General features: G+C 59.2%; 12 protein-coding genes and 3 pseudogenes. 4 read left to right on the top strand and 11 right to left on the bottom strand.

Going from position 1 to position 13776, the window contains the following annotated elements; genetic code table 11:
* Window positions 1–151 precede the first annotated feature (151 nt).
* The 3 genes and pseudogenes from CQ019_RS04860 to CQ019_RS18920 form a co-directional block, all read right to left on the bottom strand.
* Entirely contained in the window at window positions 152–829 is a 678-nt protein-coding gene (locus CQ019_RS04860; protein ID WP_105569054.1) for an ATP-binding protein, read from the bottom strand.
* A pseudogene (locus CQ019_RS18925) lies at window positions 826–1089 on the bottom strand (hypothetical protein); the annotation flags it as partial. The gene CQ019_RS04860 and the pseudogene CQ019_RS18925, both read right to left, overlap by 4 nt.
* 1 nt (window position 1090) lies before the next feature.
* Window positions 1091–1222, bottom strand: coding sequence for a hypothetical protein (locus tag CQ019_RS18920; RefSeq protein WP_374954784.1), 132 nt, complete (start codon window positions 1220–1222; stop codon window positions 1091–1093).
* Between the two features lie 85 nt (window positions 1223–1307).
* On the opposite strand from CQ019_RS18920, the pseudogene CQ019_RS18435 reads away from it, so the two are divergent.
* Window positions 1308–2548: pseudogene (locus tag CQ019_RS18435) on the top strand (IS3 family transposase).
* A gap of 47 nt (window positions 2549–2595) precedes the next feature.
* Here CQ019_RS18435 and CQ019_RS18680 read toward each other — a convergent pair.
* The 5 genes and pseudogenes from CQ019_RS18680 to CQ019_RS04825 all read right to left on the bottom strand — a co-directional run.
* A pseudogene (locus CQ019_RS18680) lies at window positions 2596–3354 on the bottom strand (IS21 family transposase); the annotation flags it as partial.
* Between the two features lie 920 nt (window positions 3355–4274).
* Window positions 4275–5237: a GTPase Era gene (era, locus tag CQ019_RS04840; protein WP_096284716.1), complete on the bottom strand. Its 963-nt coding sequence runs from the start codon at window positions 5235–5237 to the stop codon at window positions 4275–4277.
* Window positions 5227–6519, bottom strand: coding sequence for a hemolysin family protein (locus tag CQ019_RS04835; RefSeq protein WP_096284718.1), 1293 nt, complete (start codon window positions 6517–6519; stop codon window positions 5227–5229). The genes era and CQ019_RS04835 overlap by 11 nt, the downstream gene beginning before the upstream one ends.
* A gap of 3 nt (window positions 6520–6522) precedes the next feature.
* Window positions 6523–6996, bottom strand: a complete 474-nt coding sequence (ybeY, locus tag CQ019_RS04830; protein ID WP_096284720.1) for an rRNA maturation RNase YbeY — start codon at window positions 6994–6996, stop codon at window positions 6523–6525.
* The gene (locus CQ019_RS04825) at window positions 6993–8021 is read right to left on the bottom strand and encodes a PhoH family protein (protein ID WP_105569050.1); all 1029 of its coding nucleotides are present in this window, start codon (window positions 8019–8021) and stop codon (window positions 6993–6995) included. Before CQ019_RS04825 ends, ybeY begins: the two co-directional genes overlap by 4 nt.
* A 398-nt stretch (window positions 8022–8419) precedes the next feature.
* Here CQ019_RS04825 and CQ019_RS04820 point away from each other — a divergent pair, with 398 nt between their 5' ends.
* Window positions 8420–9232 (top strand): GerMN domain-containing protein, encoded by an 813-nt coding sequence (locus CQ019_RS04820; RefSeq protein ID WP_105569049.1) that lies wholly within the window; start codon window positions 8420–8422, stop codon window positions 9230–9232.
* An 81-nt stretch (window positions 9233–9313) separates the two neighbouring features.
* Here the strand turns inward: CQ019_RS04820 and CQ019_RS04815 are convergent, their stop codons facing one another.
* The 3 genes from CQ019_RS04815 to hrcA are packed head-to-tail and all read right to left on the bottom strand — an operon-like array spanning window position 9314 to window position 12279.
* Entirely contained in the window at window positions 9314–10087 is a 774-nt protein-coding gene (locus CQ019_RS04815) for a 16S rRNA (uracil(1498)-N(3))-methyltransferase (RefSeq protein WP_096284726.1), read from the bottom strand.
* Window positions 10088–10089: 2 nt separating this feature from the next.
* Window positions 10090–11214 (bottom strand): molecular chaperone DnaJ, encoded by a 1125-nt coding sequence (gene dnaJ / locus CQ019_RS04810; RefSeq protein WP_096284728.1) that lies wholly within the window; start codon window positions 11212–11214, stop codon window positions 10090–10092.
* 51 nt (window positions 11215–11265) lie between these two features.
* Window positions 11266–12279, bottom strand: coding sequence for a heat-inducible transcriptional repressor HrcA (hrcA, locus tag CQ019_RS04805; RefSeq protein WP_096284730.1), 1014 nt, complete (start codon window positions 12277–12279; stop codon window positions 11266–11268).
* Window positions 12280–12404: 125 nt separating this feature from the next.
* On the opposite strand from hrcA, the gene CQ019_RS04800 reads away from it, so the two are divergent.
* Both CQ019_RS04800 and CQ019_RS04795 read left to right on the top strand, forming a co-directional pair.
* Complete coding sequence (locus CQ019_RS04800; protein WP_105569048.1) at window positions 12405–13274, top strand: DUF3097 domain-containing protein; 870 nt, start codon at window positions 12405–12407, stop codon at window positions 13272–13274.
* Between the two features lie 91 nt (window positions 13275–13365).
* Window positions 13366–13767: a DUF4870 domain-containing protein gene (locus CQ019_RS04795; protein ID WP_105569047.1), complete on the top strand. Its 402-nt coding sequence runs from the start codon at window positions 13366–13368 to the stop codon at window positions 13765–13767.
* Window positions 13768–13776 lie beyond the last annotated feature (9 nt).

Below are 13776 nucleotides of genomic sequence, written 5' to 3'. Positions count from 1 at the left end.
GTCGGAAGAAACATGGGGCTGCTGGCTAAAGTTCCCGTAGCGGGTATGGCAGTCGCAAAACCAGCGGAGACTCTCGTCGTCCAACTGTCAACACTAGCTGAAAATTCTCCCCTACCGACAAACGAAAATTGACCCCTCCAAACCCAAATTCCTAAACCTGATCAACGTTTTTCAGCAGGTCCTGACGATTCTTCACCCGGTACGAATCACCGGCCAAAGTCAAAACCTCGGCATGATAAACCAACCGGTCAAGCATGGCCGAAGCAACTACATCATCACCGCACAACTCGCCCCACCGCCCAAACGGCAAATACCCAACCTCATCGATGTTCAGCAACTTATAGCGCTTGAGCCTACGCAACTCGCTGATCAGATTCTCTGACTGATGAGCTGATGTCAGTCGCTGCATCCAACCGGCCGCGGTATCAAACAACGTCGGATACCCCTGCTGGCAGGCCTTGACCCCCAAGGCAATCCCCAAATGAGTTTTCCCTACGTCCGGCGGACCTAAGAGGATCACATTCTCCGCCTTGGGGATGAATGTTGTCGTGGCCAAATTGGCCAACACGTCCCGCCTGAGCGAGGGCTGGAATTCGCAGTTGAAGTCCTCAATCGTTTTCATCGAAGGAAAATGAGCGCCGGCAATACGCAACGTTGTTCTGCTGGCCTCCCGGTCAGCAACTTGCCGTTGCAAAACAGCAGCAATGTATTCTTCTTGCGACCAGCCCTCATCCCTGGCTTGGTTCGCTAGTTGCTGCCAGGTCTGACGCACCGTCGGCATCTTCATTGCCCTGGCCAAGTGCTCGATCGTCGCTTCCAAAGAACTCATTGCTTATCTCCTATAAAGTCTTGGCCATCAAGGCCGAAGATCTTGTTGTATTCAGATAGTTCCCGCGAGGCCACCACAGGATCCTGTAACCCACCAGTAAAGGCCGTGCGCCGGATCTTGTTGAACACGGAACGCAAAGTTGCGGCAACCTGAACAGGCTCTGGATCGGTAGTGACTTGATGCTTAGCCCAGCAGCGTGGATGATCAGCGACGATTCGTTGGTCGCAGACACCGAGCACACGGTCCAACGTGAGCGTGAAGTCAACATGACCCCCAAATCATCGATGGATGCACGGAATAATCGTTGCGGTCCAAACGCACGTAGTAATCCCTGCTGATCTGCACCCGATGAGTGAAGCCGGTTGCCGGTGGAATCGGCGGCAACTGGGTCATCGCCTGCAAATCCACCGGCGGTGAAGCGTCCCGTGTTTGATAGAGGATAAGCCAGATATCCCGAAAGGATTACCCTAAGAACATCATGGCGAACTCGAAATACCCTCAAGAACTCCGCGAACGGGCGACCCGGCTCTGCGTTGAAGCCCGCAAGGACCCCGAGACCCGCGCTGGCGCGATCGCACGGGTCGCCGAGCAAACGAACGTGCATAAAGAGGCCCTGCGTTCCTGGGTGAAGAAAGCCGAAGAACAAGAACTCCCGGTCGAACCGGAAGACTCCTCGGCACGGATCCGGCAGCTGGAGAAGGAAAATCGGGAACTACGCCGCTCCAACGAGATCCTGAAGTCCGCGGCGGCTTTTTTCGCCGCGGAGTTCGACCGCCCACAGCGCTGATCGTCCGGTTTATCGACGAACATAAGCATCGGTGGGGTATCGAACCGATCTGCCGAACCCTGAGTGAAGGGTTCGGTGCCAAGATCGCCCCACAGACCTACTACGCCCACCTCAACCGTGCCCCGTCGGCCCGCAGCCTGACCGACGCGGTCCTGAAGGAACAGATCATGGCCATTCACACCCACCCTCGCCGGAGGGTCTACGGCATCCGGAAAATCCACGCGCACCTGAACAAGCACCGGGCCCTCCGAGGAGAGCCCGCCGTGGCCAGATGCACGATCGAACGGCTCTGCCGGCAGCTCGGGGTGAGAGGAGTGGTGCGCGGAAAATATCCCCGCACTACGAAACCAGCACCGGAAACCGGGCGGCCGCTGGACCTGGTGAATCGCGACTTCACCGTACCAGCCCCCGATAGGCTCTGGGTCGCGGATCTAACCTACGTGAAAACCGCGTCCGGGTGGGTCTACGTCGCGTTCGTGCTGGACGTGTTCTCCCGGATGATCGTCGGGTGGCAGGCCTCGACGCGCATGTATACCGACCTGGCGCTGGACGCGTTGCGCATGGGACTGCATCGCCGCGGTCAACAAGGCTCTGACCTGAGGGATCTCAAGCACCACTCAGATCGCGGGGTGCAGTATCGGGCGATCCGGTACGCGGAAACCTTGGAGCAGGCCGGTGCGGTCGCGTCGGTCGGGTCCAAGGGTGATAGTTACGATAACGCAATGGCCGAGGCGCTGAACAGCCTCTATAAGGCCGAGCTGATCCATTTGGATGGCCCGTGGGAGGGGCATCATGACGTTGAGCGGGCCACCGCTGAATGGGTGCATTGGTTCAACACGGACCGGGTGCACAGCATGCTCGATTACCGGTCTCCGTCCGAGGTGGAGGACGCTTATTACGCTGGCGTGCGCGACACGGCTTTAGCCGCTTAGATTTTTACCCGATTGCCCTCAACAAAACCCGGGACTTGACACGGCCTGTCTATTGGCCGGCCCTGGATGGAACGGACCGTGCGTGTGTTTGCCCGGGGCAGCCGCTGCGTCGGTGGTTCATTGAAATCCGCTGGCGAGGTGAACTTACGCCCGGGCAGGAACGAGGTTTCCAGATACTGGTTATTGCGTTCAGTCTGCCCTTTGAATTCTTCGATCCCTCGGCGGCGTCAAAACGATCCTGGTGGCCAAAGTACCTGTGAAAGCTGCAGCTAGTTCGGTGACTTTGCCCTTGCCACCGATCGCCGATTCACGATCCCAGATCATGGTCTCGGGCATCGCGCCAACATCGTTGAATAGCTGCCACGTCCCTGCGGTCAGATCCGGTCCTTGCCGGGTGGGAATCATCAGCGCTTTGAACACCCTCGAATACGATAAGGTCAGCACCAGCACCGGCAGCATCAGAGCTTGGCCGTATCCAACGGAGATCCGTGGCTCGGGGAACCACAGATCCATGTGCGCTGCTTGTCCCAGATCGTGCACCAGGCGATCTACTGGGTCCACGCTGGTGGATTCCGGCCGGTTCTGAGCGTTTAGGTTATTCAGCGTGGAGATTGAGTTCTGCCACCCGATACGTTCTGCGATGACCGTTGCTGGCATGCGCGGGTATTCACACAACAGCTTACGGATTTCCGGTTCGTAGGAATCGACGATCGACCCGTGCGCTGGTACTTTGGCGGTTCTGCTGACACCAGCGCTGTACGGATGGTGTTTCGTGCGATGACAAGACGACGCGAGATCTCCTTCATTGGCACGCCTTCAGCGCGATGCAGCCGACGGATCTCTGCCCACTGTTCCACAGTAATCGCTCCCTCAGAATGACTGTTGAATGGCCCCGGTGGGGTCAATTTTCGAAAGTCGTTCAGGGGTCTGTATTCAGTTAGCGGTGACACCAACTCTTGACAAAGAATATACGGGCTCCCTCCGATAATCAGCTCTTCATCTGGTGTTGGTATTCCGTTCCTTCATGGCGCAGGGTCAAAATCGAAGCATTGCGTAAATTTGTATGGACGGAGGAAGCGAATATTGGATTAGTTGTCAGATACGCTCAATCTGGACCACCAACTTGTGGCGGATCCTGAGAGTCCCATGTAGTACGTAGGCACCCGTTTCGAGGTATCCGCTAACCACGTCGCCAAGGCAGTGCCATTTGTGGGTGTCAGCATGAATTCTTCAAAACGAAGCAACGTGGCGGCCGGCGCCCAGCGTAATTGCCAGGCCCCAGGTAATTGTGAGCGGTATGGGCCTCGCTGCCCGCTACGTTAACGAGCTGCCCGGAATAAGAATCCCAAATCTACACCTCGTAAATGCTAGGTGGAGGATCCACCAGGCGGAAACTGCGCATCGTTTGCAGACTCACTACTAATTTGGTTCCCGGCCGCTAAGACATTGCTGCTCGTTGAGGACGGTAGAAGACGGGGGCTCAGCTCTCCCGACCCTTCCGATGACGTCGTTAAACCCAAGGAAATCCTAGGTCAACTATGCCGCGCGACTATTCAACTTTTAGATGAGCTCGGGCCACGGCGTGGGGTTAACCGGTTCCTTGGCGAGCCGAATCGTCTAGAGCAGGCTCCTAAGCCGGCTAAAAGCCAACACGGTTAAATGCAAACCCCCGGACCGCCTCTCGAGGAAAGGCAATCCGGGGGTGGGGTAATCTACCGGGCCGGGCTTAGAAGCCCAAGCGGCCGAGCTGCTTCGGGTCGCGCTGCCAGTCCTTGGCAACCTTCACGTGCAGGTCCAAGAAGACCTTGGTGCCCAGCAGCTTCTCGATGCCCTGACGGGCGTTGGACCCCACCTCGCGCAGGCGTGAGCCGCCCTTGCCGATGATGATGGCTTTCTGGCTCGAGCGCTCCACGAAGAGCGAGACGTGGATGTCCACCAGCTGGTTGCCTTCGCTGCGTCCCTCGCGTGGGATCATCTCCTCGACGACCACGGCCAGGGAGTGCGGCAGCTCATCGTGCACGCCTTCCAAGGCGGCCTCACGGATCAGTTCGGCGACCATCTTCAGCTCGGGCTCGTCGGTAAGTTCGCCATCCGGGTAGAGCGGCGGTCCCTTGGGCAGGTGCTGGACCAGTACGTTGGCAACCTCTTCGACCTGGAATTCCTTCACCGCGGACACCGGAATGATCGCTGCGAAGCCGTCTTCGCCGAAGCTCTCCACACCCAGTTCAGCGACGGACATCAATTGCGCGGCGAGCTGTTCGCGGTCGACCAGATCGGCCTTGGTCACCAGGGCGACGATCGGCTTGCGCTGCAGCTGGGCCAGCTGGGAGGCGATGAAACGGTCGCCGGGGCCGATCTTCTCATTGGCCGGCAAGCAGAAACCGATGGCATCGACCTCGGAAAGGGTCTGCGCGACGAGGTCGTTCAACCGCTGCCCCAAGAGGGTGCGCGGGCGGTGCAGGCCCGGGGTGTCGACCAGGATCAGCTGCGCGTCATCACGGTGCACGATCCCGCGGATGGTGTGCCGGGTGGTCTGCGGCTTGGCCGAGGTGATGGCCACCTTCTGGCCCACCAGCGCGTTGGTCAGCGTGGATTTGCCAGCATTCGGGCGCCCCACGAAGGAGGTGAAACCCGAACGGTAGTTCTCGGGCCAGCCGCTGGTGGCCAGCAATTTGTCTTTATCGCTCATCTGAGGATTCCTCGTCGTTCTCTTTATGATCGGATGCGTCCGTTTCCAGACGCTCTACATGGATTTTGCCGATGCGGTTGCGGCGGCCGGCCAGGGCCACCACGGTCAGGCGCAGACCGTAGACATCGGCGGTGGATCCGAGCACGGGCACGGATTCCAACGCCTTGGAGAGCAGGCCACCGACGGTGTCTACATCTTCATCATCGATGAACACATCAAAATGATCTGCGACGTCATCGATGGATACCGAGGCCATTGCGAAGAGCGAGCCATCGGGGTTTTCGATCAGCTCGGTGCGCGAGCGGTCATACTCGTCGTCGATCTCGCCGACGATCTCCTCGAGCAGGTCCTCCAGGGTGATCAGGCCCGCGGTGCCACCGTACTCGTCGATGACCACCGCCAGGTGAATTGCCTCTTGCTGCAGTTCCTGCAGGAGTTCTGCAGCGTTTTTCGACTCGGGGACGAAACGCACCGGACGGGAGAGGTCCTCGAGGCGCTCGGCCTGCTGCAGGCCGTGGATCTCGGAGATCACATCCTTGAGGTAGATGATGCCCTGGATGTCATCGGTGTCTTCGCCGATCAGCGGGATCCTCGAATAGCCTGAAGCCATGAACAGTTCCAGCGCGCCGTTGATCGTATGTTCGCCGGTGAGCACCACCATGTCTGTGCGCGGCACCATGACCGCACGGACGTTGGTTTCCTCCAGATCCATCACCGAGGAGATCAATTCCGCGGACTCTTCGTCCAGGTCCTCTCCCTCGCTGGCACGGTCCACTATGTCGCGCAGGCGCTCCTTGCCGAGGTAGCCGTCTTCATCGTTTCCGGGCCCCGGGCTCATCGCGGTGCCGATGCTCGCCAGCCAGTTGGTGATCGGGCCGAGCAGCACCCGCAAGAGCCGGACCATCGGTGCGGTTGCGCGCACGACATTGCGCGCATTGGAGCGGCCATAGCGCCGCGGGGAGACACTGACCAGGACGAATCCGAGGGCCGCCATAACCATAGTCGCCACCAAGCCGACCATCCAGATATTATCAATCCAACGGGCCACCAGCAGCGCGACGGCCACCGCGGAGGCCGTCTCGAACCAGATACGCCAGAAGCGGATCGCCTGGGCGTGCGATTCGCTGTCGTCCAGGATATGGCTTATCGCTTTGGAATTCGACTCGATCCGCAACCGTTCGGCCGCATTGCGGGACAAGGCGTAAAAGGCGGAATCGGCGGCGGTGAGAATTGCGGCACTGGCCATGAAGGCCAACGCCACGACTAATAGGACTATGCCCACCGGCTATTCCACCGTTTCCTTCGGCGCCGGGCGCCCGGTGTAGCTCTCGAGCAGACGGCGCTGCAGACCGAACATTTCGGCCTTTTCGGCAGGCTCATCGTGGTCGAAGCCCATCAAATGCAGCATGCCGTGGGTGGTGAGCAGCAAGATCTCATCGTGGACCGGGTGCCCACCGGCCTTGGCCTGGGCCTCGGCGACGGTGGGGCAGATCACGATATCCCCGAGGATGCCGCTTTCCGACGGGGCCTTCTCCGACCCCGGACGCAACTCGTCCATCGGGAAGCTCATCACATCGGTGGGACCTTCCAGGTCCATCCACTCCACATGCAATTCGCTCATGGCCTCTTCGTCGATGAAGACGACGGAAACTTCCGTTTCCGGGTGAATGAACATCGCCTGGGTGATCGAGTCAGCGAGTTTCTGCACGTCCTGCAGATCCACTTCGTAGTCTGTTTCGTTATTTACTTCGACGCTCATGACTTGTGCCGTCCCCGGGATTGTGCTTTGCGCTGTTGGGTGTCCCAGCGATCGTACGCCGTGACGATATCTGCAATGAGGCGGTGGCGCACCACGTCGCCGGCATCCAGCCGGCACAGGGCGATGTCGTCGATACCCGCCAACACGTCGATCACCATGCGAAGCCCGGAGACCGAGTTACCGGGCAGATCCACCTGAGTGACATCGCCGGTGATGACCATCTTGGAGCCGAAGCCCAAACGAGTGAGGAACATTTTCATTTGTTCGCTGGTGGTGTTCTGCGCTTCGTCGAGAATCACGAAGGCATCGTTCAAGGTGCGCCCGCGCATGTACGCCAAGGGAGCGACCTCGATGGTGCCTGCCTCCAGCAACCGTGGAATGGTCTCCGGGTCGATCATGTCGTGCAGCGCATCATAGAGCGGACGCAGATAGGGATCGATTTTCTCCGTGAGGCTTCCGGGCAAAAAGCCCAGTTTCTCCCCGGCTTCTACGGCGGGACGAGTCAAGATGATGCGGCTGACTTCTTTCGCCTGCAAGGCTGCCACGGCCATAGCCATGGCCAGGAAAGTTTTGCCGGTACCGGCAGGACCCACGCCGAAGGTCACCGTGTTGTCTTCGATGGCGTCGACATAGCTTTTCTGATTCAGCGTTTTCGGCCGGATCGCGCGTCCCCGTCCGGAGAGAATCTTCAGCCCGAGGACGTCGGTGGGCGCGTCGGCGCCACCGGCGGAGAGCATCTTGATGATCTGCTCAATGGTGTCTGCGCTCATCCGGGAGCCGCGGCCGGCAAGTGCACGGGCCTCTTCGGTCACACGCTGAGCCTTGCGCACCTGCACGGGCTCGCCAACCAGGGTCAAGGAAGCGCCATTGGGGCGAAACTGCACCAGCGGGTAGGCGCCGGTCAGAATGCGCAACAATTCATCGCTTGGACCCAGCGTGGCAACCATGAGTTCGGGAGTGTCGAAGGTGATCGTCAATGACGCGGGGCCGGATTCGACCGGCATCTTGTTCTGTTCAACCTGCATGCAGTGCTTAGTGCCCCTTTGCTGAGCTTGGCAATGATTATTGTTCTTGTCCCCTACAGTCTATCTAGTTCAGCACGCTTAGGGGATAATTTCGCAGGTAGCTAGAGCACAAAAATCTGAAGTGATTCTAAAGCATCTGTGGTGGTAAAGGTATAGATTTGGTTACGAATCCTTCGTTAGACTCCTTTTTGGCGATCCCGGGCGCCATCATGTGCCAAACTATTTGAGCGCCAGAGCTGGTTTACAGCAAGGTGTCAAGTGAATAATCAACGGATTGGTAAGTAGTGCAAGGAAGAATTACGAGGTTGATCTCCAAGCGGGTAACCGTCACCGGAGTCTGTTTAACTCTCGTCGTAGCAGCTGGCTGCGGTCTTGCCTCGCGCGAAGAATCCCACGAAATGCCGATCAGTACTGCCGCGGGTACCGTGGGACTGCCTCCTGCCAACGATTCGGTGGAGCACCATTCCCCGATCGACAGGCTCCCGATCTACTGGCTTGAAAATATGGACCTCGGGGTTTTCCTCTACCGCGAGTACGCCACAAAAAACGCCACTGGCGAGCCGATCGGCGATTCAATCTCCTACCTGCTCAACGAAAAGCCGGCCAATGCCGAGTGGTACACGCATCTGAAGCCTTCGGGTGAAGTTGGCGTGTCCATGAACCAGGACAATGTGATCACCCTGGACCTACCGGAGAAGGTCTTCGGTGCAAAGCTTGATCGTGGCCTTTCCGAACGCACAATTCAGCAGCTGGTGTTCACCGCCACCGCCGCCGCGTCCAATGCAGGCCTCCTCGTTGGCTCGCTGCCACCGAAAGTGAGAATTCTGGTTGACGGCCGGGCCAACGCCACGGTCTTCGGCGACTTGCGACTGGCGGACTCCTACGACCGCGATGCCTCATTCATGGCCCCGATTTGGATTATCGACCCGCAATACGGGTCGACCCGCAAGGCCGGTCAGATCCAGTTCAATGCTCGCGCCTCGAAGTTCAGCGACGGCATCTATTACAGCTTGGAGAGCAAGGACAAGTCGGGAAAGCTCACCGTGCTCACCGCCGAGGAGCCAATCCCGGAAGATAAGGTCAATCCCGATGGCTCCTTTGATTTCACCAAGCAGCTGAGCGTAGGCGCCTACAAACTCACCTTCTGGGGCAGGGAATCCGGATCCGAAGAAAAGATCGCCTCGGTATCCAGCGAGTTCACCATTAAATAGGCTGCGAATATTCGCTACCAATTAAAAAGTTCCGCAGGCCGTCGGCCTGCGGAACTTCTTAATTGCTGAACCTTTCGGCGGCTACAGTTCTCCGAGCAGATGCCGAACCAGAACGAGGGCTGCCGGCCCGGCCGTCGAAGCGCGTAGCACGTGCTCGCCTAAGAGCGCGGCCTTGGCACCAGCGCCGACAAACTGATCGAGCTCCGCGTCGCTGATCCCGCCTTCGGGGCCCACTACCAACGTCACCCCCGCATGTGCCGGGGCCGAATCGAGCCACGACCGGGTTTCCTCGGCCACCGAGCATTTAGCTGATTCATGCAGGATCAGAACCAGCTCGCCCTGGGCAGCAAGCTGCGCGATCTGTCCGGCCAGAGCCTTGGACCCGAGCGGGTCCAAGACCTTTGGTTCGAAGGCGCGGCGTGACTGCTTCTGTGCCGAACGCACCTGCGAACGCCATTTAGCTAAGGCCTTTTCGGCCTTCGGCCCATTCCAACGCACAATCGATCGATCGGCCTGCCAGGGGCGGACCGTGAAAATTCCCAGTTCCACCGCCGATTCCACGGCCTGTAGATCCCGGTCGCCCTTGGCCAGCGCCTGCACCAGGCCGACCGGGTGGACCGGCGGCGCTTCTTCGATGCGTTCCACCACGGTCACGCTGAGCAGGTCCTTGGCCGCGGCACTGACCTTGACTCGCAACCGGAGCCCGGTGCCGTCGAGCAAGTCCAGCTCCTCGCCGGGCGCCACACGCTTGACCGCAACCGCATGGTGGGCCTCGGGCCCGGTGAGCTCCAAGCTGTCCCCCACCATGGCCTCAGCTGCTTGCTGAGCGTCGATCACGAAGCTGTGATTGCTCATGCTCAGCGTTGGTTCAACTTGTCACGCAGTCGCGAGAACATTCCACCGGACTGTTCGACGCGGCCGGCGGTCATCTCTTCGCCACGCAATGCCGCCAGCTGCTCGAGCAGCTCACGCTGTGCGGCGTCCAGCTTCGTCGGAGTCTCCACCTGCAGGTGCACCACGATGTCGCCACGCTTGCCACCGCGCAGGCGCGGCACACCCAGCCCTGGCAGAGTGATGGTGTCCCCGTCCTGGGCGCCCGATTCCACGGTGATCTGCTGTTCACCATCGAAGGTTTCCAGCTTCAGCTCGCAACCGAGGGCGGCGCCGGTCATTGGGATGGCCATCTTCGCGTGCAAGTCGGTCTGCGCGCGTTCGAAGACCTTGTGGCGGCGTACGTCGATTTCGACGAAGAGGTTTCCGTTCGGGCCACCGCCGGGACCGGCTTCGCCCTGTCCGCGCAGCTGGATACGAGTGCCGGCATCGACACCGGCCGGAATGTTCAGCGACTTCGAGACGTGCTCGCGCACGCGTCCCTCGCCATTGCATTCATTGCATGGATCCGGAATGGTCGTGCCAAAGCCACGGCAGGCCGGGCAAGTTTCCACGGTCATCATCTGGCCGAGGAAGGAACGCACCGGACGCTGGATCTGGCCCGCACCGCGGCAGGTTTCGCAGGTAACCGGGCTGGTGCCGGGCCGGCAGCAAGAGCCTTCACAGACCTTGCAGGTGACGGCCGTTTCCATCTCGAGCGGGTATACGGTGCCCTTGACAGCGTCGACCAAATCGATGGTGATGGTGATCAGCGCGTCGCGGCCGGCCTGCGTGCGCGAGGCCGGCCCTTGGGCTTGCCCGCCGCCGAAGAACTGTTCGAAGATGTCGCCGAAGCCACCGAAGTTCTGGCCTCCGCCGCCGAATCCCTGCTGGCCGTTGCCGTTCAGGTCGCCGGTGGCGTCGAAGTTGGCGCGCTTCTTTTCGTCGGAAAGGACTTCGTAGGCTCGTGTGACGAGCTTGAACTGCTCGGCTGCCCCCTCGCCTGGGTTGACATCGGGGTGCAGCTTGCGCGCCAGCTTGCGGTAGGCGCTCTTGATTTCCTGCGGGGTCGCGTCCTGGGCAACACCCAGCGTCTCGTAATGCGAGCTCACGATATTCGCCGTGTCCTTTCGTAAAAATATAAAACGTTGTTGCTGACGAAACTAGTTCGTCAAAATCTTTGACAGGTAACGGGCAACCGCCCGGACCGAAGACATGGAGGTTGGATAATTCATCCGCGTCGGACCGAGCACTCCAAGCTTGTTCCTGGTGTCCGAGCCATAGGTTGTCGCGATGACCGTTGCGTCGGAAAGCTGCCCGTAATGGTGCTCGGTGCCAATGGCTACCGCCACGCCCCGAGAGTCCGCTTCCAACTCGGAGAACAGCTTCAGCAGCACCACCTGCTCTTCAAGCGCTTCGAGCACCGGGGTGAGCGTCAGCGGGAAATCTCCCACCGAACGGGCAAGGTTCGCGGTCCCCGCCATCACGATGCGCTGGGTGTTAGCCGCACGTGCCATCTCCTGCAAGGAACCGAGCACCGTCATGAACAGCGTATCTTCCAGAAGCTGGAGCGGAATTGATTCGGTGGTCAGCGAACCTACGAGATCTGCCAACTGCCGACCGCCAAAGGCCTTGAGCACGCCTTGCTTCATACCCTGCAGTTCGTCGTCGCTATACGCCCTGGAAGTGCCGATCATCCGCTGGTCGACGGTGCCATTGGAGGCAATCATGACCATCAATACCTGGGATGAGCCAAGTCCGACTAGGTCCAGATTGCGCAGCGATGCGGTGTCATAGTGCGGCACCTGGATCAACGCCACCTGATTCGTCAAACGTGCCAGCAAGCGCACGGTGCTATGCAAGACTTCATCTAAATCCTGGGAATTATCCAAGATTTTGTTGATGGCCTCGCGCTCCGCCCGAGACAACGGCTTAAGCTCGCCGATCTGGTCAACGAATCGGCGATAGCCTTTTTCCGTGGGTATTCTTCCCGAGGAGGTGTGCGGGGCAGCGATGAGCCCCTCTTCTTCCAGCAAGGCCATATCATTGCGAATCGTGGCAGCAGAAACTCCTAGGTTATGCCGATCAAGCAAAGCCTTTGAACCTACCGGTTCATGCGACTGGACGTAGTCCTCCACAATGGCGCGTAAAACGTCCAGACGTCGAAACTCGCTCACGTCAACACCTCCTATGAACTCCGGCAAGGATTTGGCACTCTAACCTATCAAGTGCCAAGTCTAATACCTACATCGGTTGCTAGCATTGGATTTCGAGCGTATTCGATCACAGCGAAAGGCAGTACGTGACCAATTACTCCTGGGGAGCCCACGACCTCAGTGCACCTGCACCGAAAAAACTGCGTCAAGTTCCGGTTTCAATGGGGCTTTTACTCGAAGACGTGGACAGCGGTTGGGTCGGCGAAGTGGTGCGTACCGAGAAGTCCGGAGGAATGCGGGTGATCGTTTTGGAAGACCGGCGGGGCAAGACCCGCTCTTTCCAAGCGGGCTTCGGCTTCCTGCTCGAAGGCGAGCCGGTGGAGATCGTTGAGCCACAAGCCAAGGCATTGGCGCCAAAGACCATGGTTTCAGCTTCCGGTTCCCGGGCGGTCACCGGTTTGAAGGCCCGCGAGGCACGCGCCAGCCGGATCTGGGTCGAAGGCAAGCACGATGCCGAACTAGTGGAGAAAGTCTGGGGCCATGACCTGCGCGTGGAAGGCATCGTCGTTGAGCCTCTGCATGGCGTCGACGATCTTGCCGGCGCCATTCGCGCTTTCAATCCCTCGCCCGAACGGCGTCTGGGGATCTTGGTTGACCACCTGATTGCGGGCACCAAGGAAGAACGTATCGTGAAGGAAGCGATGGCGGTTCCCGGTGCGGCGAATCATGTCCTGATTCTTGGTCATCCGTATGTCGACGTGTGGCAGGCGGTGAAACCGGCAGCACTTAATATTGAGAAGTGGCCGGTGATCCCCCGTGGAACGGATTGGAAAACCGGAATATTACGCGCGTTCGGCTGGCCGCATTCAACTGCCGAGGACATCGGGCTGGGTTGGCAGCGCATCCTTTCCCGAGTTGACCACTACGCACAGCTTGAACCGCAGCTGCTGGGTAAGGTCGAGGAGCTCATCGATTTTCTAACCAGCGAAGATTACGGTTTCCTAACGATTGACTAATAGTTGGATTTTTAGGGCGGGTTGTACTCTGCGTCGCTAGATCCTCGATAGAATCAGATCGACCACCCACTGCTAAACAAGGAAGCGCCACGTGACTGCACGCAAGACCGTACCGCCGGAAAATTCACGTTTCGAAGGTTCCAAGGTCTCGGCTTTGCCCTTGACTCCTTCCGAGGATCGCCAATGGGCCATGATGTCGCATTTCGGCGCGGTACTGGGATGCATTCCCGCGGCCATCATCTTCGCCGTGTACCGCGACCGTGGACCTTTTACCTCGCAGGAGTCGAAAGAAGCCTTCAACTTCACGTTTCCGCTGACCATTTTGGCCATCGTGCTGAACGTGCTCACCCTGGTTCCCGGGTTTGGCTGGGCGTTCGCGGTAGCCACCGTGGCGCTTTGGGTCTATATGACGCTGATGGGCGCCCGTGCAGCCATCCAGGCTAACAGGGGACGCCCATACCGCTACGCATTCAACCTGCGGCTAATGAAGTAACAATCCTTG

This window comes from Arthrobacter sp. MYb229, from assembly GCF_002975405.1.
Lineage (GTDB): Bacteria > Actinomycetota > Actinomycetes > Actinomycetales > Micrococcaceae > Glutamicibacter.
This window is presented reverse-complemented; position numbering and strand designations above follow the sequence as displayed.